Genomic DNA, 22,393 nt, shown 5'->3' with positions numbered 1-22,393 from the left:
AGTTTCCAATAAGAGCGGGGGTATTTTTGAACTTTTGAACAGCTTTCTTTTACAAATAGAAACTGTTACATTGGGGGGAAGTCAAGTGGTTTTTGATAGGCAGCTTTAATGCCTTTTATTTCCATGAGTAGACCTATAAGTTTCTGTACAGGGGCATGGTCATTTAGCGTTAGGTAATGAAAGCATTTGTCCTCCAGACAAAGTACATCTGCGGAAATAACAGGATGGTACGGCTGGAGTAAAGTTTTTACCTGTGGGATTTTCCATAGGTCGTTGTTTTCTCTTCCGGTTTGAATAACCAATTCCATTTCAACTATGTTTTTTAAGTATTGAATAAAGTTTTCAATGGTTATATTGAAACTGGATTCAAGTTTAGTTTGTGGAGGAATATGGGTTTTAACTTCACGACAAAAATACCGTACTAAGAGGCAAAAAAAAACCAGTTATGTATAGTTTGATGGAAATTCTTTATAATCTGCAGTATTTTTTATTATAATCTCAAATTATTGACTGTCAATATGTTAAATTGACATTAAGTGAATTTTTATTTAAGATAGCACAAGATTTTATACCTGATTTTTATCAACGAATTATCACCGCATTTACCAAGGTTTAAAACTGAAAAGGAAAGAAAAAAAAGAAGCCTCATCAAAAGGATAGGAACCAAATGATGAGGCTTGATCGGTGTGAACTAAAAGTATGGTTTACGAATTATAGCTATGTAATTAAATGTGCGGGCTGTCCGCTTTTATCCAAAGATTCAATAAAATCGTTGGGCACATTTTGATACGTTTCCAATCCTAATGTGGTAATAAATTCGTTGGAAAATACATTCGCCATTTTCTCGGAAAGCAGCCAACTTCTACATTTCATCCATTGGTCTACGTTGTTGCCGTACATGTGGTGGGCTAGATCGGGAAATGCATAGTCCATGCTTTTGCCCCAATGCACGGTAAACGGAATATTTTCAGCTTGCATCGCCTCGATCATAAACCGACCATATTCCTCCAAACTGGGAATTTTATCGGATTTATTCCATTGGATGCCGTCAATCTCAATAACGCAGGTTTTATGGAATTTGGTAAAGCCCAAAGTGGCTTCCGTTTTGTTGACGTAGCGCATCGCAAAAATTCCGGGAATAGGATGGTCTTTGGTCATTTTTACCAGCGCGTTCAATGCCCTTTCGGAATCTTCAATGGCAACGCCCATAGAACAGGCAAAAGCAGGGCCTTTGTAACCGGCATCCCAAAAGGTTTCATAGAGCGTAGCCCTAATTTTTTCTTCGTCTTTGGTAATTTCTGGCAGAATACTTTTTTGCAAACTCTTTATAAACCACGGAATACTTTTCGGGAATTTCTCACTGAATTTGATCAGCAAATAAATAAGGTCTTTATAAAGCGATTTTTCAATTTTAGTAAACGGGTCCGGGTAGGCTAGGGTGTACTTTTTCTTGTACATGGCCTCCACCACATATTGGTCTTCGTCCACATACGGGTTAATGAAAATTTTATAATGGTACGGTCGGTTAGGTTTTCCGTTTTCATCTACTTCATTATCAATTTTAAACTCGGAATTCTTAAAATCTAAAGTTTTGGATAAGGAAAGGGCCAGGTTTTTATCAATTCTTCTCACGTATCTATCCAACAGGAAAAGGTCGTCTGCTTCTAGGGCAACGCCGTGAATAAACCCAAAACTGCCCAAACCCACCAAAGCGGCATTGAAAAGGTCGTCATTCCTAATGACCCTAGCGTTTATACTTTGCGCAAAAGCATCGTTTAAACTGGGTTGGGAATGCCGTTCCAGATACACATTATCTTCAGCATTTGGTCCCGTAATGATGTTCAGGCCTACGATATAATCCTGTACCGCACCCGTATCAAAAGCGGACCCATGTACACCGGTGGAAATACAACCCGCAATGGTCTGCCCATTACTGGCACCTGTGGTTTTTAAGGATTTACCGTATTCATTTAGTTTTTGTGAAATCTGTTTAATGGTACTTCCGCATTCAAAAAAGAAGATATTTTCATGCGCGTATTCAGAATCGGGGTGCATATCGCCTTCCTCTATTTCAAGGTCTAGATACATCAAATTGTTTTGATGCATATTATCTTTCTGATGCGCAATTTTGGACATGGACCAACGCGAACCGAATGCGCGGAAACCCTCGTTTTCCGATTCACATTTTTTAATCAAGCGCTGAATTTCTTCCGCAGCGTCGTTATAGCGCAACACCCTGCTGGGCATAGTGGCTTTATGCTCGTGACGGGTAATATATTGACGCTTCAGGTCAAAAGCCCCGTTCTCGTGCAGCGTATCCCATTTTCCAACTAATAATTCACTTGTCTTGGCCATAATATTAAAGATCAGGTAGCATACATACATATTTTATCTTCACTTTTCTACGGCTTCCAAAAGTTACTAAGTACAAAAGGTTGCCTCCAAAAGTGTCCGTGAATTCAACCGAAAACAGTTTTCCGGATTCACATTTGTCTTTGGGAACTTTGATCATCATACCATCTGTAAGCACGGAAGTTTTTACTACGGCCGTATATTCTCCGTACATTTTATCGCGGTACCAGTCTTGGCCTTCCATAGTTTCAGGAGGCATGGGCACGCCGTGTGTGCTTACCAAACGGGTGGTGTAACAAGATTGTAATAAGAGTGCGGCAATTAGTGCAATTGCGCTGGAGATATAGACCCTACGTAGTTGAACATTCATTTTTTGGAGTAGTTAGATTGCGACAAAAGTTCGCAATACGTTACATGATGATGTACGATAGAGGGAATAGTGGTGGCAATATAAAAAGAAGAAGGTCACGCGCTAGGCGGTTTTGTATAGGTAGACCGTTATTTTGTGTGGATGGTGAGTTTTTATTTTTTTGTGGAACTCTAGGAAATCCGTTCCGTGTAGAATCAACGGCTTGTGCAAAGGTTACCATTGTTACAGCATGTATTTTTTTTTACGATATAGCGGTTACTTTAATTTTATCAATTATCCATTTCCCATTCAATTTTCTAATGAACACTAGTCCACTAAAACCACAAAGTCTACCGCAACCAAAACCGCTTATCATAACTCCATAATTTTTTGTTCGGTCAAATTGAATACGTGAAAATCCAGTTATTCCAGAAAGACGGAAATCATAATCACCTTTCCAAACTTTGCTTGTCGCTGGAAATTCCGAACGATATTTAAGTTTAAACTTATCATCGTGTTTTAATTCCGATAAATTGATTTTATACGATTGGTCAATATTTGCTGTGTCCAATTCAATTGCGAAATCCCTATAAAATTCAATAAGCTCTTTTTTCGCTCTTTCATTTATTTGGTAAGTGCTGTCCACAATCGCAATTACCAATTTGGTTGTGTCTTTTTCTAATTCAGCTTTCCGTTTTTCGTATTCGGCTATCATTTTGGATTCGTCCCATTTAACTGCCGTTGAATCACTCCATTCAGAATTTGGTGGTGGTGGTGGTGATGGCGCTAATCTTGTATCGTGGAATAAAGAGTCAAGTAAAGCTGGAAAAATTTCATTCGCAACAGACTTTTCAAATTCCAAAGCAGTCTGCTTTTTTTCACAGCTAATGAACAGCAGAAATATTGTAATTATAACAAATGTTTGTTTTTTGGTCATATGTGCTGTAACGTTTATGTATATGGTTTGTTGCGTGTTTTAAGCACCTTATTTAGCAAATAAAAACCGAATAGAAAATCCGCGAGGATTTTCGTAAGTAGGCGAGAACAAGCAAATACTTATAGTCATTGTGGCGGTTGCAGAACCATTAAAATTATTTAAAACACCTATTTTTTAAGTTTGTTAAAATTATAACAACTTGGTTGTCAGTTATTTAATTTTTTTTATACCATCTTAAAATCATCTATTAATTTTGTAAAAGGAGTTGTGCAACGGTTACCATTGTTGTCAACAGTATTTCATTTAGAATCATATCTTTCCTCTATATCATAATAGAACTCTTTACCACAATCACATTTCTCAATCAAACCCGGTTCGTAGAAGTTTATTAGCTGTTCTACAGAAATTATAGCTTCGGCGTAATCAAAAGACAGTAATTTTCTATAAGTGGTTTTATATTTGGTATTAGTTGTTTCTTCTATAGGTGTTAGGTGAATAATTTCGTTTCGTAACTCAATTACTCTTCGTACTAAAAAATTATATTTTCTGAATTTACTTTTAAATTTTTTCCCTTTAATTTCAGGTAATGCTTTATCTAATTTATGAAATATTGAAGGTTCGAACTCTTTTCCATTTACATCTAAAAATGGATGGTTATCTGGTATTTGGCGATTAGCAAAACTTTCTAATGCCGCTTGTAGATTGACAATGCAATTAGAAGCTAATTGGAAGAAATTTCCAAAAAGATTTAGATTAATTCGCTTATTAAAATTTTTTACTGTTGGAGAATTTTCAAATAAATCTTTTTTAAAGGAAACCAATCTTCTATGAGACATAACAGCATTTGAGTAGAAAACTGTTGATGGATTTATTTCGGGAATGAGTATTTTTTCTTTTCCAATAAAATAGTCAAAAACGTAAATTAGTTTTTGGTCAACAACTACCATTAAGTCCTTGCTATAAAAATCCGAATGCTTATTTGACTTTAAATATTCTTTAGACTCTTCAATTGCAGATTTTGGGGATTCTATTCCTTTTCCAATTTCACTTGTATCAAAATTGAGGTCAATTTTGGTTGTTGGTTTAAGTTTGATATGTGTTAAATGCATGCAATAAAGCTATTTTGAATATTGTTGACAACTACTGGATACAAGGCCTACGCCGTATGACCACTGTATATAGGGTTAAATAAATAACTTTTTTAGTGTTCATTTCTAGTATGTGCCCATTCCCTGCTTTTATGAAAATAAAGAGGGTTAAACGGTATGCTACAAATATCTCCGTTTGTAATGGTATAGTCTTACGTAAAAGCGTAATCCACTATAAAAAATGTGGTCAATATCTAAACGAAAACTAGTGTTGTAACCAATAGCGTCATTCTCATTTTTCACTCAAACCCAAAGGCTATTTTCCTAAACACCTTAAATATCGTACAATAGCCATATCAAAAGCAAGTGTTATTTTTACAATTGCGGTCATCTACTATTTTACTCGTTAAAGTGTAAGAAATTACGGGTGTAGGTAGCTTTTTGTGGTTTTTTTTTCTTTTTGCATTTATGTACTATTCAACTTTTTAAAACCAAAAATTTTAATGGAACTTGTTGAATGCCTGATAAATCCGTAAAAATAGACGTACAGGTTTCCGTATATGTTAAAAAGGCTTCCGGCAAACGTCCAGATAGGGCTAAGCTCCGTATTTTACTACCAAGACGAACCAATTATATACCAAAATTGCCGAATGATCTATTTTAAAAAACGGCTTGTTCTTTTAATTTCCCTGGTGTTCCTGTACCATTCGTATGGTCAAGAGAAACAACAATATAATGGCCCGCTAGAAGTTGGCGCCTACAAGGGGAAAGCTGCCTACACCTATGTGGTAACGGAACAAGATACCCTCTACGATGGTGCTTTTCAATTACAAAGTAGCAACCTCAATGCCTTATTGGAAGAAGCGGATACTTCTTTTTTAATGGAAGGCAGGTTTTATAAAGGCACCCCATCGGGACCTTGGCATTTTCAGTTTGGCGAGTTCCAAACGGAGAGTGAAAGTAAGCTCGTAGGTTATGAATACCGCATATTGATCAGTGGCCAACAAGAGGAGGGGAGAGGTGCCCTTTCAAAAGGTAAACCCGATGGGAAATGGTCGTATGAAGTAAACCGCATTAAATCCTCAGAAATAGAAACCACACTTTTTAGTAGTGTTATCAATTTTAAAAATGGCGTGCCCCAACAAAGTTTTCAGATGGAAAACGATAGTACGGTACTCGTGGGTCGCTTTCTAAGAAACGGACTAGCACATGATGAATGGACATCTTACGCATCTAACGACCTAGAAGATACTGAAAACTGGATTTTTGACGAGGGGCTGCTACAGGAGATTAATTGGACTACGGATGGTATATCCAAAAAAATCAGTGTTTTTGCTTCGCATAATTCTTATAAAACCATAGCTCTAAACCAAGGATATATAGACCTTTTAAAAGCAACCATAACTTCTGAAAATTCCATTGATTTTAAAAGTGATGTTGCTCAGCTGTTAGCCGAGAACGACGGTTACTATGCAAAATTAAACGGCATTCTAAACGAAATGGGACCAACTGAACTGACTCCGAATTTTAAGGTTAAAGTCCCGTTTTACGAACTAGATGCCCAGCAGAAATCAGATATTGACCAAATTGCCCAAGATTATAAAACGGCAAAATCCATAAGCGATACCCTTTTACATAACAGTCATTTGAACATAGTACGACGCTCCGATGCAGATGCGCAGTATAGATATGAAGTGGTCAAAAAAATAGATGCCGACTTTCTGCAACCGCTCAGTACTTTCGCAAAATACAAAGAGGAAGATATTTTGGAGTATATGGAGCTTCCTAAGTTGATGCAACAACTGTGGCCCTCTGGAAAACCCAGTACGAATATTGAAGTCGTAACCGATAGTACACAAGCCACTAAAACATTTGTATTGGCCAATACCGGTGAGTTCAATTTTAATGGCAACTCCACAAAAACCGTCGCCGCAATAGCGGAATACGCCAGACTAAGTTTGCAAGAGCTCATGGAGTCCTTATCCGACCGATTGACGAACGAGGCACGATTACAGGCCTTAAACGGACTAGAAACAGACTTGATTGCCGAGAACGATACTTTAGTATCGCAAATAGACTCTTTACTGCCTGCGCTTCCGGTGCTATACAATGCTCCGCTGAACAACTTAAAAAAACTGGCGGACAAGTCACTAGGGGAATATGCTTCCCTGAACAATCCCAAAGAGAAATTAGCTTTTGGTAACAAGCTGAAAGTGTGCTTGGATGAATTACAAGAATTAACGAGTGTTCTAGGTGCCCTTCCCGCTACATCCGAGGAAATAAAAATACTGTACGAAGATGCCATTTGGAATCCTTTTATGGCAACGGTGATGCAAGAAGGGGTTAAAAAGAAAGTCACTTCCGCCTACAGCGAAATACTAATTCCGAGTTTTCTAAAACAAGCAACCGAAGTGGATTGTGAAAATGCAAAAAAGCTTACCGAGCAGATTACGCATACCAACGATCGTATGGTGAAACTTAGGGAAGAGGATACCAAAAAACTAGAACGCAAATTGCGTAGGGAGAAGAACCCCAATGAGATTATGAAACTGCTTCATGAGCAATCAACCGCCAAAGAGAACTAGACATGGAAAGCAGAAAAAATAATTTTATTTGGCTCGTAATGTCGCTATTGGTCGTAACCGGAAGCGTCTCAGCCCAAGAAGAGGAAAAAGTAGAATTACCATTTGAGTCGGAATACAAAGAACCTAAGACTAAATTATGGGTAAATACCTATGGTAAGATTAGAATTGGCAAGCGTCTATTTTGGGATGCGCAAACGCATTTTCGCTTTGAAGAAACCAAAGCCACGCCTTTTATTGGTCAGGTAGGCCAGATTTATAATCGTCATGCAATCGGCTATATTTATTCTAAAAAAGTGAACTTTAGTCTAGGTGGAGTAGTGCGTATCAATTTCAATACGGACGAGGATTCTGAAGATAGAAATGTGGTACCGGAATGGCGTATATGGCACCAGTACCAATTTGCACAACCCTTGTATACGGCAATGATCTATCATCGCATCAGAATTGAACACCGATGGACGCAAAGTTTTGTGGAGAATAGCGAGTATATTTTTAGAAATAGATGGCGTTATATGTTCCGGGCAAAAATTCCTTTGAACAGCCATAAGCTAAAACCTAAGACCATTTATGTTTCGCCGGAAGCGGAATTGATTATGCAAAGTGGAAAGGCAGTTGTGGGTAGCCCTATGGAAGACTTACGTTTAACAACCACCTTTGGATATATTGCTACGCCTAGATTGACATTTGCAACGGGATTAATGTATTCCCAAGGACAGGATTTAACCAATGCGGGATATTACAAACAAAACTGGACATTGCGTTTTCACATGTACTATTCCCCAGATTTTAGAAGGGTGAAAAACAAATTACCGGAAATTCACCTAGACGATTAAGACGAACCTGAAAATTTAGAAAATCATGAAAAAGAATGTTATTCTCTATTTGATTCTGGCCGCAACCATTGGCTGTTCTTTGTTCTATTTTACAAAGTCAAATTCACTGCAAAAACAACTTACCGAAGTAAAGAAAGAACAAGGACATATTTCCGAAGAATTGAGCGAATATGAGAAGTTGGCCATAATAGATTCTATTTTGCTAGAGGGCCAGTATGATTCCGCAATTAAATCGTACACCGCTTCTTTAAAAGTGAGGGAAGAGAATAAAATGGGTATTCCGTTGCGCATTGCTTTGGCGCAGAAGTTGGCGGAAGCAAAATCTGGAACACAGCCCAAAGCAGATTCTGTAAAAGCGGAATTGGATAGTTTGCCAAAACCCGAAATTGCTTCTGCAAGGGAGGTTCGTAAATACGATTCTTTAAACTTTACCTTGGAGAAAACCAAAGTACAGTTGGCCCGTTTAAAGAAACAGATGAAAGATAAATCTTCTGGGCAATACCTAAAATTTAAAAGTGCGAAAGGCAATTTAATGCATTATGTAGGTAAGGTGAAAAACGGAAAAGCTAATGGCTACGGGATTGCTCTTTTAGACAGTGGTAGCCGTTACGAAGGACTTTGGGTAGGAAACGAGCGCGACGGTGAAGGTACTTTTTATTGGCCTGATGGGGAATATTACATTGGTGCTTACAAGGAAGATAAACGAAGTGGATTCGGTACCTACTACTGGCCAAATGGAGAGAAATATGCTGGACAATGGAAAGATGACAAACGAAGTGGAAATGGTAAATTCTTTGATTCCGATGGGGATTTGGTAGCCGGTGGTGAATGGAGCGATGATAAACTGGTGGAACGGATTAATGATAAGTAAGCTTACCCTCTTAATAAAAAAACAAAACCCCGTAAGCTCAAAGTTTACGGGGTTTTGTTTTTTATAATTTTGTTATCAAGCTTCCCTTCTCAATACTTCTAAAGGCGAGCTTCTTAATACGGTTTGAATATTGCTTAGACCGATTATTAAAACGAGCAGTGTAATTCCGGGTAAGAATATCGTAAACGGAATCAGGGATGGCACAAAAGGTTCTTTAAAAACGAAAACTGCCAAGCAAAGGCTGCTTATCAAAGCAAGTATAATTCCGACCAAACTACCCAGTAGACCTAAAAAGATATATTCTAAGGCGGATATTTTTAAAATCTGTTTGTTTTTTGCGCCCAACGTACGGAGTAGTACGCTTTCTTTGATGCGCTGGTATTTGCTTGTTCTAACGGAGCCAATAAGTACGATAATACCGGTAAATATGCTAAAGAAAGCCATAAAATTGATGACCCAAGACACTTGATCTAGTATATCTGCGAGCAAAGTGGAAACCTGTCGCAAATCTATTATAGTCACATTGGGAAATTTAGCAACCAAATCCCGTTGTAATAGTGCCGAGCCTTTTTCGTCTGGTATATTACTGGTAAAAACATTGAATTGAGGTGCTTTTTCCAAAACTCCTTTAGGAAATACAACTGAAAAATTAAGTTGCATCTGCGCCCAATCTACTTCGCGTATACTGCCAACTGTAGTTTTTAATAATACGCCTTGTACATTAAAAACAACAGGGTCGCCCACGCCTATTTCAGCATCTCTGGAAAGATTATCGGAAATAGAAATGTACACAGGTTCGCCCTCTTTTATCTCAGGAGTCCATGTGCCTTCCAGCAAATTTTCAGAAGGAGTAAGGGAATCGCGGTATGTGGTTCTGAATTCATGATTAAGAATCCATCTGCGTAATTGGTGTGTGGTATCTTTCCGGAGTTCATTAACCGATCTACCGTTAATATTCTGCATACGCATGGTTACCAAAGGAATGTTGTTGAGTACTGGGAAACCTTTGTCACCAATAGTTTTTGCAACTGAATCTCGCTGTTCCGGTTGAATATCCAAGATTATCATATTGGCACTTTCAGAGCTCTGTCCAATTTCAGCTTTTGATAATAGAATATCTTTGGTAAAATATAAAGTGCTAATAAGGAAAGTACCCAAACCTATAGCAACGACCAGTACAACGGTTTGGTTGTTTGGTCTGAACAGGTTGAGTAAACTTTGCCGTGCCGTAAAGCTCCAATGCTTGGGAAAAAAGCGTTTCACCATCTTAGTGAAAAGCGATGCCACCACCCCTAATATGACAAACGTAATTACGGTACCGGCAACAAATGCCAAGGCATACAAGGCATCTTTAATCAACCAAAAGGAAAATAAAAACAAGAATATCAAAATGGCTCCAAAGACCAAAAGTCGAACGCTTTGCGGTTCTTGAGATGAATTTTCATCGACACGTAAAACATCTAATGGCGATACATACCACGTTCTTAATAAAGGCAGAAGTGCAAATAAAACGGACATAAATAGCCCAAGCAAAACGCCAATTATTAAAGGTTGCGCGGTAATGGTAATTTCCAGATCAAAAGGCAAAAATTCTTTGAGTAAATACGGAAATAATTGTTGTACACCAATACCTATGAGCGACCCAATGAGACCTCCAACGACTCCAATTCCAGCAATCTGAATTAAGAAAATCAGAAAACTTTGAATTCTAGAAGCGCCCATGCATTTTAAAATAGCAATGGCTTTTAATTTTTCTTTGATGTAAATATGTACAGAACTGGCAATACCGATACACCCTAAAAGCAAGGCGATAAATGCTGCTAGGTTTAAGAATTTACCAACATTGTCATAGCGTTTGCCTAAGCGTTTTGTGGCACTGGTATGTGTGTCTAGGTCTGCGTTTTCTAGTTCCAGTTCAGGCTCAAGTTTGTCCTGCAGTCTTTTTAGGTTGACGGTATCTTGAATCTTGTAGTAATATTGATATTCCTTTCGGCTTCCGAATTGTAATAAATTTGTAGCCTCTATATAGCGATAGGGTATAATTACAGGAGGTGCTACAGAAGTTGAAATGGCGGTAGTTCCCGGAATCGCTTTTAATGCACCTGCAATGGGGATGGTTAGTTCACCTATTTTTATAGAATCACCTGGATTCATATTAAACTGAAGCATCAGCGTAGCATCAACCAAAGCGCCACCAGATTCTTGATAAGTATTAGCTGCAGCAGACGGCTGGGTGTCTATGTCTCCATAAAAGGGGAAATTTCCGTCCAAGCCCTGTACCTTTACCAACTTGGTGCCACCATTTTTTGGGAAAATAGCCATAGATACAAAGTTGACTTCATATGCATCAGGTTGTAATGAATCTATAATGGCCTGTGCTCGTTCTGTTGGTATTTGCTTAGAGTCTATGTTGAAATCGGCACCCATCAAGGCCTTTGATTGGCGCTGTATATTGTCCTTTAAATTCGTGCTGAATAATTGTATGGATACGACAGCTGCAATTCCCAGAATAATGGATGCCATAAACAGCAACAAACGCACTTTACTAGCCTTGGCATCGCGCCAGGCCATTTTAAAAAGCCAAGATGTCTGTATATCTTTTTTAGAGGTAGAATTCTTCAAAATGCCGTAGTAGGTTGATTGGTTACTATTTTTCCGCCTTTAAGTTGTAATATTTGCTGTGTTCGGTTAGCTAATTCTAAATCGTGGGTGATGATGACTAAAGTTGTTCCGTTTTCTTTATTCAAGTCTAATAATAACTGAATTACCTTCTCTCCGGTTTCAGTATCTAGATTTCCTGTAGGTTCATCTGCAAATAAAATGGAAGGTGCATTCGCAAAGGCCCTTGCCAAGGCTACGCGCTGCTGTTCGCCACCAGATAATTGTGACGGATAATGATGCATGCGGTCTTTTAAACCCACTTTTTCTAATAGCTCCGTGCTTTTCTGAGTGGCATCTTTGGCGCCTTGTAGTTCCAAAGGAACGCTCACATTTTCTAGTGCTGTAAGTGTAGGTAACAATTGAAAATTCTGAAATATAAAACCAACTTTTTCATTTCGTAACTGGGCGCGTTGGTCTTCATTTAGGGTGTTTAAATCCTGTCCGCATAATTCTACAGAACCTGCATTTGGTGCATCTAAACCAGCACATAAGCCCAATAAAGTTGTCTTGCCACTTCCCGAAGGTCCTACTATTGAAAAAGTCTGGCCTTCCTCAACATCAAAAGTGATGTCGTGCAAAACTGTTAATTGCTTGTTACCGCTGGTGTATGTTCTCTCCAAACCGGTAATCTTTAATATCTTTGACATTATTTTAATTTAAATACCATTTATGTTCAAGCCGCATAATAAAGATTTCCAGTCTAAATTACCAATGTCATTAGGGCAGAAACTCATAAAGTTTAGTTATTTTTTTCTAGCGCTATTTTTTCTTTCATGTGGCGATGCAAAAAAGGAAAAAGCAACTGAAGTTGCAAACTCTTCTGAACAGGTAGAAGATACGGTAGTGACCGATACTGAAACAAAGAGCATTCTGTTTTTTGGAGACAGTATTACAGCAGGTTATGGTCTTGATGATAACAATGATGCCTACCCGGCTGTAGTGCAACAAAAGATTGATTCTTTAGGCTTAGAGTATACGGTAATCAATTCAGGGGTAAGTGGCGAAACAAGTGCTGGAGGTAGAAGCCGCATTGATTGGGTAATAAAACAAGATTTTGATATTTTTGTTTTGGAACTCGGTGCCAATGACGGTTTGCGTGGTGTGGATCTATCGGAAACACGCTCTAACTTACAAGCGATAATAGACGTGGTAAGAGAAAAAAGTCCGGATATTAAAATCGTGCTTGCGGGTATGCAGTTGCCTCCAAATATGGGAGAAAAATATACCACGGAATTTAGACAGTTATTTGTAGACTTAGCCGAAAAAAATGACATAGAATTTATTCCATTTATTTTGAAAGATGTGGGTGGAATTGCCTCGTTGAATCAAGCTGATGGTATTCACCCTACTATTGAGGGGCACAAGATTGTGGCAAATACGGTATGGGAAGTTTTACAACCGTTATTGTAAAACTTGGTTTAATTAATATCCCGCTGCCTGACCATCTTTTCTGGATTCTGAAGCGCCAAAATAAACGCCTCTTTCTGCATCGTAAAGTATGGCCTGATAGCCGCCATAGTAACCGCCAAAGCCTACTTTGTGTCCCATAGACATTAATTTTCTGATTTCATCAAATTCAAATCCGCTTTCAAGCAAAATCTCGCCTTTTCCTTTTGAAGGCTCACCAACGACTGAAGAAGAACCAATATGTTCAAACCTAGGTGCATCACCTGCTTCTTGTACATTCATTCCAAAATCGATAATATTCATAAGAATCTGCACATGACCTTGAGGCTGAAAATCACCACCCATAACCCCGAAGCTCAGAAAAGGCTTTCCCTCTTTGGTTACAAAACCGGGTATGATGGTATGAAAAGGACGTTTGCCCGGTTCGTAGGAATTGGGTTTGCCCGGTGTTAACGTAAAAGCCTCGCCACGGTCTTGAAGCATAAATCCTAATTTAGGTGGTACCATGCCCGAACCCATACCTCTATAATTACTTTGTATAAGCGAAACCATATTCCCGTCTTTGTCGGCTACCGTCAAATAAACGGTACCTGTATGGTCTACTTTGCCACTTTCGTAGGTACCTGATTTTTTAGGATTTATTAAATCTCTACGTTCGGTCGCATAGTCTTTAGATAGTAGTTGTTGCACAGGTATGGGAGAAAAACTGGGATCGGCATAATACTTTGCCCTGTCTTCGAAAACCAATTTTTTTGCTTCGTTTACAATGTGTAAGTGTTGGGCGCTACCGTATTCAATAGCGCTAAAATCATACCCTTCTATAATATTCAGCATTTGTAAAGCCGCAAGACCTTGACCGTTTGGCGGAAGTTCCCAAACATCATATCCCCTATAGTTGGTGGAGATGGGTTCTACCCATTCGGAACGGTGCTCACTAAGGTCATCATACGAAAGAAAACCGCCTTGTTCTTTAATAAAAGTGGAAATTACTTTAGCAATGTCTCCTTTGTAGAAAGCATCTCGGCCTTGCTTCGCAATTGTTCTGTAGGTATTTGCCAAATAAGGATTTTTAAAAATATCTCCCTTTTTAGGGACAGTTCCATTATTCGTATATGTTTCGGTAACATTTGGATACTTTTTACTGTAGTACGTGACCGACTTTAGGTAATAGGCAATAAGTTCGGTTTCCGGAAATCCGTTTTCGGCATACTGAATCGCGGGATTTAGAATTTCGATCATTTTCAATTTTCCGAATTTCTTATGAAGTTCAAACCAACCATCCACACAACCGGGCACGGACACAGGCAACGGTCCTGTGGAAGGTATTTTTTCTAAATCATTTTTCTTGAAGTACTCCAGTTTTAGGCTTTTTGGCGAGCGTCCGCTAGCGTTTAGACCGTGTAGTTTTTGGTTTTTTTCATCCCAAACGATGGCAAATAAATCTCCTCCAATTCCACTTCCTGTGGGTTCCATGAGTCCGAGTGCGGCATCAACAGCAATGGCCGCATCTATGGCCGTACCCCCTTTTTTGAGAATATCTAATCCTATTTGCGTAGCCAGTGGGTGACTGGAGGCAACCATTCCGTTGGTAGCGATAACCTCTGAACGGCCAGCAAAATTTTCCCCTGTAATTCTATCTTGTGCGTAGGCAAGATTACCGGACCATAAACCTATTAGAACTACGCCTAATAGCATATTCATGCTTCCTGTACTGATACCCTTTTTATAGGTTGCTGTCTTAAAAAAATCTCTCAAAATCCGATTGTTTTTGATTAGTATACCTCCGCCATATTTTTATAAGGCATCATGTTTCTAAAAATAATACTTTCTACTAAATAATTGGTATGGTATTTTTAAGCTGTTCTAATCGCCTGAATTTTTCAAAATATGATATTAAACTAGTTGAGTTTTTTACGGCAGTATCGTTTTTATTTGAAAATAAAAAACCCCGTAAACAAAGGGTTTACGGGGTTTAAATGTGGAGCCGGAGGGATTCGAACCCTCGTCCAAACAAGCAATAACAAAGCTTTCTACATGTTTAGTTTCCGATTAGTTTTCGACGCATACCTGACCGGAAACGGCCCAATATACGCTTAGCTTCTTAAAGTTTTGGTGGCAGTACCAAAGCGAATACTACCCTTATATCGACATTTATGGTGCTCCGGATTGAATCGCCGTCGACAGAGGCTATTCAGGAACATCTCGCTTCTCTACCTAGTAGAGACGAGGCTAATCTTACTATAATTCAGATTAAGCGGCAAGAGCGTAGTTATTATCGCCAATTAAAAGTGTGAAAAATGATATTAACGAGCTATTTCTCAGCGCTCGACATGCTTACAATACCATTGGTCTCGCTGTCAAAACCAGTCGGCCCCGTAAAAAAATTCACAATAGTAAAAACTACTGCGGTCGGCAAAGATACCCCAAAAAGTATTCCAAAAAAAGTTTTGATAGGCTCCAATCATAAGTTACATTTGAAACCATAGTCCACTCATAAGTTGTAAAAGTCTATTATCATGAAGTTCGGAATCATTAAGGAGCGTAAAAGTCCACCAGACCGCCGTGTTGTTTTGTCACCGGAGGCCTGCCAAAAAGTCGTAGCCCATCAGTCAAAAGCAGAAATTATTGTAGAGCCTTCGCCTATTCGCGTTTTCTCTGATGAGGAGTATAAGGCCAAAGGCTTTGTGGTAGCTTCTAAAATGGAAGATTGCGATGTGCTCTTGGGGGTAAAAGAAGTGCCTATAAACAGTTTGATTCCCAATAAAAAATATTTTTTCTTTTCGCATACCATAAAAGAACAACCGTACAATAAAAAATTATTGAGAGCGGTGTTAGAAAAGAACATTGAACTTTATGACCACGAAGTTATAACCAATAAAAAAGAACAACGTTTGGTGGCTTTTGGTCGTTATGCGGGTATTGTTGGAGCGTATAACGGACTGCGGGCATACGGACTCAAATTCGATCTATATCAATTACCAAAAGCTGAAGATTTGGCCAATCAGCAAGAACTGATTCAAGAGTTGAAAAAGATAAAACTACCCAATATCAAAATTATTTTAACGGGTAGGGGTAGAGTTGGTAATGGAGCAAGAGAAATGTTGGATGCTATAAATATTAGAAAGGTAAACGTTACACCATATCTTGAGCAGACTTTTGATGTGCCAGTTTATTGCCAGATAGATGCTTCTGATTATAACAAGCGTAAAGATGGTGTAAGAGGAAACAAAGCCGACTTCTTTGCTAATCCAGAAGAGTATAGAAGCAACTTTTTTCGCTTTACCCAAGTTTCTGATTTTTTCATCGCAGGTCATTTTTATGGTCAAGGAGCCCCTTATCTTTTTACACGGGAAGATGCTAAGCAGAGAGATTTTAAAATAAAAGTAGTTGCAGATGTAAGTTGTGATATAGATGGGCCTGTAGCTACTACTATACGACCTTCTACCATTGCAGACCCCATTTATGGATACGATGCTGAGAAAGAATCTGAAATCGACTTTAGAGACGAATCTGCTATAGCGGTTATGGCGGTGGATAATTTACCTTGCGAGATTCCTCAAGATGCTAGTGAAGGGTTCGGGCAAGCGTTTGTTAAAAATGTAATACCCGCATTTTTTAATGGCGATAAAGACGGGGTTCTTGAGAGAGCACGCATGACCAAAGATGGTAAGCTCACGCCACGCTACCAATATTTATCCGATTACGTGGGAATTTAATTTTAAAATTTTTTCGGTTTTAGTACTTAAGATACCATCAATAGTATCTTTGTTTTTTTGGGTAGCTCAAGTATCCGATACCTGTCGTAAAACATAGTTTATCTTGTTGGAAGAATGAACAAGCACCAAAATTTTTTACAACTGTATTGAGGGAGATTAATCTTTTGGTTTGTTAATAGCCATTGTACCGTGGCCTCGTAAGAAAGGTTTAAGTGCCCAAAATGAAACCCATATAAAACTTCCGAAACCAAAAATCCACATCCAGGCGTCTACTAAAAATAATGAGTTGAATAGACTCTGGATTAGAACAAGAGGCTTGGTTACAATATCCCAAGAGTTAAAACGTAAGAAACGACCTAAGAAAACACCGTAGCCACTAAGTAAACTTACAAACAGTAATATGCCGTTGGCCAAAACGGGGTGGTTTCTCTTTCTAAGGTAACTAAAGACATCCATCATAGAAAGAACCCCTAAAATCAATCCGTTTAAGGAAAAGACAAAAAATAATAAAAGGTCTAACCAAAAGGTAGGTCTAGCGCTATCTAAATGAACAAAATCTGTAATGATATACGGGCTGTTAGGCAAAAAGAGAACCCATAATAAAAGTATGATAACGCGTAATGTTTTTGATTTTCCAACCTGAACATTAAATAAAAACTGCTTGGATAGAAAAAGGGGAATTAGTGCTAAAAAGAGATTCCATAATAAAAAAGTAAAGTCTATAGATTGCGTCAAATACACCCGTAAGGCTAAAAGCACCGTACCCAATGCGGTGAGCAATAGTAATCTTTTGTGAAACAAATTATTTTTTAATGTGCTGATAATCATGAAAAAAATGAAGATTTAGTCTATAAAGTACAACGGGCGGTAGTTATATTTGTTGTTATTTAACCTGATTTTAAACCATGAACCCTGCAGAAAATTACATACTTGATAAGCCTGAGCCTTTTAGGAGTATTTTGCTGCATTTGCAATCGGTAGTTGAGCGAACTGTTACACAGGTTGATTTAAAGTTCAAATATAGAGTTCCCTTTTATTATATCAATGGAACGCCCTTTTGTTATTTGAATCAAAGTAAAGATTATATAGATCTTGGTTTTTGGAAGGGAGCACACTTTACAGTGCATCAAGAGCATATGATCAGTGAAGGTCGTAAGGTGATTAAATCTTTGCGTTATACTTCTTTAGAAAGCATAAACGATTCTGTTCTTATTGATATTCTTAAAGAAGCTTATGCGGTTAGGAATGCTAGATTTTATAAGTAATTATCTAATTAAAGTCGGTTATTTTTTTTTAAAATTACAAGAGAGTTGTTTTGTATATCAGTCACATAACTAAAAACAGTCTTTAAATCTTCATAATCTTCTGCTGATATATGTGGTGAGTTAAATGAAAGATTAAATTGAATAATGACAGTTTTTTCATTTCCATTTGACTGAAACTTCATCTCTACGGCATTGTTGCCTAATTTAACGGTCTTAGATTCTGGAAGTTCATGAAGTGCATACCCATCTGGTATTTTTATTACCGTTTGATATTTGTAAATACGAGAATAACCGAAATCTACAGGATAGTTACGTTCTTCTAGTAAAAAAGGGTTTTTATTAAAGAAACTGATCAGGAATGGATTAAAATAGACCATATCTCCATTTAATACATTTGCTAATTCAAATTTTAAACGTTCTGAAGTTTTTGTTTCTGTTTGCTGTTCTACATTTCTACTATAATCGGTTATGATAAAGTCTCCTTCAATATCATCTTCCAATGAGTTCAAGTATTCATTTTCTGTTTGTGTATTTATATTTTTACGGACATTGATTGCGTTGTAACCAGTGTTGGTAATGTCCATCATTCCAGTAGCTTTTTTTTCTTCAATATCAAAATCCAGTTGAATACGTATCTGATGTATGTTGTCGCTTTCAGCGATAATGGTGTGCCAATAACTTTCATTTTTAAAGTCCATTACCCTGCCATAGTAGTTAAGAGCTCTAAAAGGTAACATGCCAAATGCCATATATTTATCTGTAGCATCTAACAAATAAATTTTTCCGTCGATGGTGAGATGAGCAATACAGTAATTAAAATCACTCATAACTGGATGACCTTGTTTTGGAAGCCCGTTTTTACGGGTGGACATTAGCATTAAATTAGCTTTGAGCCCAGCAGCATTCAAAAGATTAATAAGTGATAAATTAATTTCAGAAACATTACCTCTACCTTGGTTAAAAGCTTCTTTAACACGAGCTTTTCCGTAAATTCCATATTTCTCATTCCAATTGAAATGGTTTTGAACAAAGGCATAAATATTCATTGCGCGTTGTTCTTCGTTCGGTTCGCTAAGTAGTGTCTCTGGCACATGGTTTTCGAAAAAACTCTTTTTAGTCAACTGTCTTCCAATATTTTTATCATTTCTGAATTCTTTGTCAACATCATTCCAAGTTTTAGTATATCTACTCTTTAACCCTTGAAAATCTGTATATTCGGAAAGCTCGAAATCTAGGCGAGAAATATAGTTTGAAGGTGCTAGCATAAAATCTTCTGCAATTTTAAACGCAGGTATATCATTCATTGCATACTTTAAAATTTCACAACTGGCACTTCGATATCCTTCTATATGAAAACATTCACTTTTAACATCAGCTTCGTTAATATCTAATTCTATACTACCGATCATTGCTCGGTTGTAAACGTAATTCCCTGGGATTTTAGCATTGAACTCGCTATATATTTTAGGAATATCCGATTGAAAATCCCAACCCTTAAAATTGTAGATATATGGTGATATTAATTTGTATTTATATTCTATTACACTTCCTTGTTTTATGTTGGGAAAAGTAAAGGTTCGTTCACTGGCAAATTTGTGTACATCTGTAGTATACATGTTTTTTGAGAGGACTCTGATTTGATTTTTTCCGTTATGGGTAATGGCTTTTAAATCCTTTAGAATTTCAGAATTTTTTTCCGTTTTCCTAATCGGAATGGAGATATCAGCCTGATTATATCCCTTTTCGTTTAAAATTTTTATTTTAACGTGGTATTCTTTTATTATGCGAATGCTATTATTGATTACTTTAAAATAATTATCCCCACGTTCATATAGGACTACGGCATTGGCAGATGAATCATTAGGGTAATTGGTCATCTGCAATTCTTCTGCGGTAACTTCTCCGAAAGTGTCTGGCTGCTGTGATTGAATCGTAAAACTGATTAAATGAAATAAAACTAGTATTGAGAAGCGAGTATGCATTTTCGACTGTTTTTTAGAATCGATAACTTTTTTAAGTTTCAAATATTGCAGGATTGTTTTAGTTAACGAAAAGTATTCGAAGACTAGTTTTAATAAAAAAGAAATTTCAGAAAGAAACTGCAGGAGTTACTTAAGCTCATTAATTGTTCTCCTAATAGCTGTTAAATCGGTCAATAATTTTTTCATCAACCCTAAGTCAAGCATATTGGCACCATCACTTTTTGCATTGGCGCAATCAAAATGAGTTTCTATAAAAAGACCGTCAACACCGGAAGCCATTCCTGCTCGTGCCATTGTTCCGATTAATGAAGGCCTACCGCCTGTAACACCCGAAGATTGATTGGGTTGTTGTAATGAATGGGTTACATCTAAAACAACAGGGGCATATTGTTTCATGGTGGGTACGCCTCTAAAATCAACTACCATATCATGATAACCAAACATGGTACCACGATCTGTAATCATAGCTTGTTGGTTACCTGTTTCTGTAACTTTGTTAACCGCGTGTTTCATGCTTTCTGGACTCATGAACTGTCCTTTTTTAATGTTAACTGTTTTTCCTGTTTCAGCAGCTGCAACAACTAAATCTGTTTGACGCGCCAAAAAAGCTGGAATTTGTAATACATCTACGTATTCCGCAGCCATAATAGCATCTTGTTCCGTGTGAATATCGGTTACAGTCGGTACATGAAATGTTTCAGAAACCTTCCGTAATATTTTTAATGCCTTCTCGTCCCCAATACCAGTAAAAGAATCCAATCTGCTTCTGTTTGCTTTTTTAAAACTACCCTTAAATACGTAAGGTATTTTTAAATCGCTGGTAATCGTAACAATATGCTCTGCAATACGCATCGCCATATCTTCGCCTTCGATAGCGCAAGGACCTGAAAGTAGAAAAAAGTTGTTGCTATCTGTATGCTTTATTTGAGGTATTAAGGATAAGTCCATTCGTCGAATATTTTGAACAAAGATACTATTTTAAGCAGCTTACGGTTGTATTTGAATAAGATTGTAGAAAACCCAAATCAAAATGTATTTTAAACAAAGCTTACCCTTGTTTTTGCTGATACTGCTTGTGAGCCATGTCAATGCTCAGTTCGGTAAAAATTGCGAATTAAGACAGATGAAAATTAACCTTGTAAACCCTGGGTTTGAATATGAAATGGCAATTGGCACCAACACTACGTTTGATGTCAAAGCAGGAATGCAAGTTGCACTAGACCCTTTAGTATCTAAAGTTTATGAAGAGTTAGGGTTTTTCCCAGCTATTGCTGGGCAGTATAGGTATTATTACAATTTTGAAAAAAGGCAGCAAAATAGAAGGCAGATTTATGGTAATTCCGCAAATTACGTGGCGCCTGCTGCTGCAGTATTTTTTCCTGGAGCTAGAATAATTGAAAACAGAGAGGTAAAGGGTGCTTTTGGTTATGCAGGTTTGGTAACTGGTCTGCAGCGCAGTTATGATTCAGGGTTCAATTTCTCTGTTGATGTTGGTGCTGCTTATTATGCTGGTCAGTTTAAAGGTAGAGTTTACCCTGTAGCCAATATAAGTATCGGGTGGATTATAAGCGAAAAACGATGGTGCGTAGGGAAATAAGTGGTTGTTCTTGTTTAAGGAAAGTGTAGGTTTTTTAAAGTAAAAGTAGTAGTTGCTTGTCAAGATATCTTAATAAAGTTTTTTTCCTACAAATATGTTAGGAAAAATGAGTTAATGGCTTAATGTTTGATAACTTAAAAAGCTTAACGGATAATAGAACTATCTTATGAAAAGCATCAATTTTTTATTAATTTTTTTCGTCTTTACAATTTGTGCACAAGCACAAACCAACAAAAATGTTGAGAATCATCAAGTTCAGTTAGGATTGCCTGTGCCTGCAATTCTCTATGAAAAAGGATTAGGAAAAAATACAACGGCTAGCTTAGAGCTTGTTGTTGGTTTTGGCTTAAGAGGATGTAGCGGTTGTGAAACAGATTTTGGTATTTATCCTACGCTAAGGGGGCAGTTCCGTTATTATTACAATATGGAGAGAAGATTGGATAAAGGGAAAAATATCTCTGGTAATTCAGGGAATTATATAGCTGCGGTAATGGTCTATCAAGATGCAAATCCAATATTCGGAGATTTAGAATTGGCTGAGAGTATTATTGGTGTTGGTCCGGTATACGGCTTACAACGAACCTATAAGCGTGGGTTTTTCTATCGCTTAGAGGGTGGAGTAGGGTATTTTAGTACGCAATCCGACAATGGTTTGGGACCCATTCTATCAGCGCGTGTAGGTTGGGTATTAGGAAAACGGCGTTAAGCTATTAATTGGATTTTTTATAAACACTTTTTGTACGAATAAGA

Annotated in this window: 19 protein-coding genes and 1 other RNA gene; 8 read left to right on the top strand and 12 right to left on the bottom strand. The window is 37.6% G+C overall.

Going from position 1 to position 22,393, the window contains the following annotated elements; genetic code table 11:
• Positions 1-65: 65 nt before the first annotated feature.
• The 5 genes from IWB64_RS01610 to IWB64_RS01590 all read right to left on the bottom strand — a co-directional run bounded on the left by IWB64_RS01610 (position 66) and on the right by IWB64_RS01590 (position 4,747).
• Positions 66-308, bottom strand: coding sequence for a hypothetical protein (locus IWB64_RS01610; RefSeq protein ID WP_194532367.1), 243 nt, complete (start codon positions 306-308; stop codon positions 66-68).
• A gap of 409 nt (positions 309-717) precedes the next feature.
• Complete coding sequence (locus tag IWB64_RS01605; protein WP_194532366.1) at positions 718-2,355, bottom strand: FAD-binding protein; 1,638 nt, start codon at positions 2,353-2,355, stop codon at positions 718-720.
• 4 nt (positions 2,356-2,359) lie between these two features.
• Entirely contained in the window at positions 2,360-2,722 is a 363-nt protein-coding gene (locus tag IWB64_RS01600) for a hypothetical protein (protein WP_194524508.1), read from the bottom strand.
• A gap of 241 nt (positions 2,723-2,963) precedes the next feature.
• Complete coding sequence (locus IWB64_RS01595) at positions 2,964-3,638, bottom strand: hypothetical protein (protein WP_194532365.1); 675 nt, start codon at positions 3,636-3,638, stop codon at positions 2,964-2,966.
• Between the two features lie 299 nt (positions 3,639-3,937).
• On the bottom strand, positions 3,938-4,747 hold the full coding sequence (locus tag IWB64_RS01590) for a hypothetical protein (RefSeq protein WP_194532364.1): 810 nt from the start codon (positions 4,745-4,747) through the stop codon (positions 3,938-3,940).
• 629 nt (positions 4,748-5,376) lie between these two features.
• Between IWB64_RS01590 and IWB64_RS01585 the strand changes: the two genes are divergently transcribed.
• The 3 genes from IWB64_RS01585 to IWB64_RS01575 are packed head-to-tail and all read left to right on the top strand — an operon-like array spanning position 5,377 to position 9,015.
• Positions 5,377-7,311 carry a hypothetical protein gene (locus IWB64_RS01585; protein ID WP_194532363.1) on the top strand — a complete coding sequence of 645 codons (1,935 nt, stop codon included), beginning with the start codon at positions 5,377-5,379 and terminating at the stop codon, positions 7,309-7,311.
• A 2-nt stretch (positions 7,312-7,313) separates the two neighbouring features.
• Positions 7,314-8,144 (top strand): DUF2490 domain-containing protein, encoded by an 831-nt coding sequence (locus tag IWB64_RS01580; protein ID WP_194532362.1) that lies wholly within the window; start codon positions 7,314-7,316, stop codon positions 8,142-8,144.
• Between the two features lie 25 nt (positions 8,145-8,169).
• A complete protein-coding gene (locus IWB64_RS01575) occupies positions 8,170-9,015 on the top strand; it encodes an MORN repeat-containing protein (RefSeq protein WP_194532361.1) in 846 nt (281 codons plus the stop codon).
• A gap of 75 nt (positions 9,016-9,090) precedes the next feature.
• Here IWB64_RS01575 and IWB64_RS01570 read toward each other — a convergent pair whose 3' ends face one another.
• Together IWB64_RS01570 and IWB64_RS01565 are read right to left on the bottom strand one after the other, a co-directional pair.
• Positions 9,091-11,586 carry an ABC transporter permease gene (locus tag IWB64_RS01570; RefSeq protein WP_194535775.1) on the bottom strand — a complete coding sequence of 832 codons (2,496 nt, stop codon included), beginning with the start codon at positions 11,584-11,586 and terminating at the stop codon, positions 9,091-9,093.
• Positions 11,587-11,633: 47 nt separating this feature from the next.
• A complete protein-coding gene (locus IWB64_RS01565; RefSeq protein WP_194532360.1) occupies positions 11,634-12,323 on the bottom strand; it encodes an ABC transporter ATP-binding protein in 690 nt (229 codons plus the stop codon).
• Between the two features lie 22 nt (positions 12,324-12,345).
• Between IWB64_RS01565 and IWB64_RS01560 the strand changes: the two genes are divergently transcribed.
• Positions 12,346-13,086 (top strand): arylesterase, encoded by a 741-nt coding sequence (locus IWB64_RS01560; RefSeq protein ID WP_194532359.1) that lies wholly within the window; start codon positions 12,346-12,348, stop codon positions 13,084-13,086.
• Positions 13,087-13,098: 12 nt separating this feature from the next.
• Here the strand turns inward: IWB64_RS01560 and ggt are convergent, their stop codons facing one another.
• Both ggt and ssrA read right to left on the bottom strand, forming a co-directional pair.
• Positions 13,099-14,838, bottom strand: coding sequence for a gamma-glutamyltransferase (ggt, locus tag IWB64_RS01555; protein WP_226975781.1), 1,740 nt, complete (start codon positions 14,836-14,838; stop codon positions 13,099-13,101).
• Between the two features lie 221 nt (positions 14,839-15,059).
• Positions 15,060-15,458, bottom strand: a transfer-messenger RNA (tmRNA) gene (ssrA, locus tag IWB64_RS01550).
• A 141-nt stretch (positions 15,459-15,599) separates the two neighbouring features.
• Between ssrA and IWB64_RS01545 the strand changes: the two genes are divergently transcribed.
• Complete coding sequence (locus tag IWB64_RS01545) at positions 15,600-16,799, top strand: NAD(P)-dependent oxidoreductase (protein WP_194532358.1); 1,200 nt, start codon at positions 15,600-15,602, stop codon at positions 16,797-16,799.
• A 156-nt stretch (positions 16,800-16,955) separates the two neighbouring features.
• On the opposite strand, the gene IWB64_RS01540 is transcribed toward IWB64_RS01545, so the two are convergent.
• Positions 16,956-17,579 carry a DUF1361 domain-containing protein gene (locus IWB64_RS01540; RefSeq protein ID WP_226975780.1) on the bottom strand — a complete coding sequence of 208 codons (624 nt, stop codon included), beginning with the start codon at positions 17,577-17,579 and terminating at the stop codon, positions 16,956-16,958.
• A 125-nt stretch (positions 17,580-17,704) separates the two neighbouring features.
• Between IWB64_RS01540 and IWB64_RS01535 the strand changes: the two genes are divergently transcribed.
• On the top strand, positions 17,705-18,064 hold the full coding sequence (locus IWB64_RS01535) for a DUF1801 domain-containing protein (RefSeq protein ID WP_194532356.1): 360 nt from the start codon (positions 17,705-17,707) through the stop codon (positions 18,062-18,064).
• An 8-nt stretch (positions 18,065-18,072) separates the two neighbouring features.
• On the opposite strand, the gene IWB64_RS01530 is transcribed toward IWB64_RS01535, so the two are convergent.
• The gene (locus IWB64_RS01530; RefSeq protein ID WP_194532355.1) at positions 18,073-20,046 is read right to left on the bottom strand and encodes a DUF3857 domain-containing protein; all 1,974 of its coding nucleotides are present in this window, start codon (positions 20,044-20,046) and stop codon (positions 18,073-18,075) included.
• A gap of 126 nt (positions 20,047-20,172) precedes the next feature.
• A complete protein-coding gene (kdsA, locus tag IWB64_RS01525) occupies positions 20,173-20,994 on the bottom strand; it encodes a 3-deoxy-8-phosphooctulonate synthase (protein WP_194532354.1) in 822 nt (273 codons plus the stop codon).
• Between the two features lie 175 nt (positions 20,995-21,169).
• Between kdsA and IWB64_RS01520 the strand changes: the two genes are divergently transcribed.
• Positions 21,170-21,643, top strand: a complete 474-nt coding sequence (locus tag IWB64_RS01520; protein ID WP_194532353.1) for a hypothetical protein — start codon at positions 21,170-21,172, stop codon at positions 21,641-21,643.
• Positions 21,644-21,809: 166 nt separating this feature from the next.
• Positions 21,810-22,349, top strand: a complete 540-nt coding sequence (locus tag IWB64_RS01515; RefSeq protein WP_194532352.1) for a hypothetical protein — start codon at positions 21,810-21,812, stop codon at positions 22,347-22,349.
• Positions 22,350-22,393: the final 44 nt, after the last annotated feature.

Source organism: Zobellia nedashkovskayae, from assembly GCF_015330125.1.
Taxonomy (GTDB): Bacteria; Bacteroidota; Bacteroidia; order Flavobacteriales; family Flavobacteriaceae; genus Zobellia; species Zobellia nedashkovskayae.
This window is presented reverse-complemented; position numbering and strand designations above follow the sequence as displayed.

What these genes read in the sequence shown, in the direction of transcription:
- IWB64_RS01610 (WP_194532367.1), bottom strand. Translation starts at nt 308, where the DNA reads ATGGAATTGGTTATTCAAACCGGAAGAGAAAACAACGACCTATGGAAA.
- IWB64_RS01605 (WP_194532366.1), bottom strand. Translation starts at nt 2,355, where the DNA reads ATGGCCAAGACAAGTGAATTATTAGTTGGAAAATGGGATACGCTGCAC.
- IWB64_RS01600 (WP_194524508.1), bottom strand. Translation starts at nt 2,722, where the DNA reads ATGAATGTTCAACTACGTAGGGTCTATATCTCCAGCGCAATTGCACTA.
- IWB64_RS01595 (WP_194532365.1), bottom strand. Translation starts at nt 3,638, where the DNA reads ATGACCAAAAAACAAACATTTGTTATAATTACAATATTTCTGCTGTTC.
- IWB64_RS01590 (WP_194532364.1), bottom strand. Translation starts at nt 4,747, where the DNA reads ATGCATTTAACACATATCAAACTTAAACCAACAACCAAAATTGACCTC.
- IWB64_RS01585 (WP_194532363.1), top strand. Translation starts at nt 5,377, where the DNA reads ATGATCTATTTTAAAAAACGGCTTGTTCTTTTAATTTCCCTGGTGTTC.
- IWB64_RS01580 (WP_194532362.1), top strand. Translation starts at nt 7,314, where the DNA reads ATGGAAAGCAGAAAAAATAATTTTATTTGGCTCGTAATGTCGCTATTG.
- IWB64_RS01575 (WP_194532361.1), top strand. Translation starts at nt 8,170, where the DNA reads ATGAAAAAGAATGTTATTCTCTATTTGATTCTGGCCGCAACCATTGGC.
- IWB64_RS01570 (WP_194535775.1), bottom strand. Translation starts at nt 11,586, where the DNA reads ATGGCCTGGCGCGATGCCAAGGCTAGTAAAGTGCGTTTGTTGCTGTTT.
- IWB64_RS01565 (WP_194532360.1), bottom strand. Translation starts at nt 12,323, where the DNA reads ATGTCAAAGATATTAAAGATTACCGGTTTGGAGAGAACATACACCAGC.
- IWB64_RS01560 (WP_194532359.1), top strand. Translation starts at nt 12,346, where the DNA reads ATGTTCAAGCCGCATAATAAAGATTTCCAGTCTAAATTACCAATGTCA.
- IWB64_RS01545 (WP_194532358.1), top strand. Translation starts at nt 15,600, where the DNA reads ATGAAGTTCGGAATCATTAAGGAGCGTAAAAGTCCACCAGACCGCCGT.
- IWB64_RS01535 (WP_194532356.1), top strand. Translation starts at nt 17,705, where the DNA reads ATGAACCCTGCAGAAAATTACATACTTGATAAGCCTGAGCCTTTTAGG.
- IWB64_RS01530 (WP_194532355.1), bottom strand. Translation starts at nt 20,046, where the DNA reads ATGCATACTCGCTTCTCAATACTAGTTTTATTTCATTTAATCAGTTTT.
- kdsA (WP_194532354.1), bottom strand. Translation starts at nt 20,994, where the DNA reads ATGGACTTATCCTTAATACCTCAAATAAAGCATACAGATAGCAACAAC.
- IWB64_RS01520 (WP_194532353.1), top strand. Translation starts at nt 21,170, where the DNA reads ATGAAAATTAACCTTGTAAACCCTGGGTTTGAATATGAAATGGCAATT.
- IWB64_RS01515 (WP_194532352.1), top strand. Translation starts at nt 21,810, where the DNA reads ATGAAAAGCATCAATTTTTTATTAATTTTTTTCGTCTTTACAATTTGT.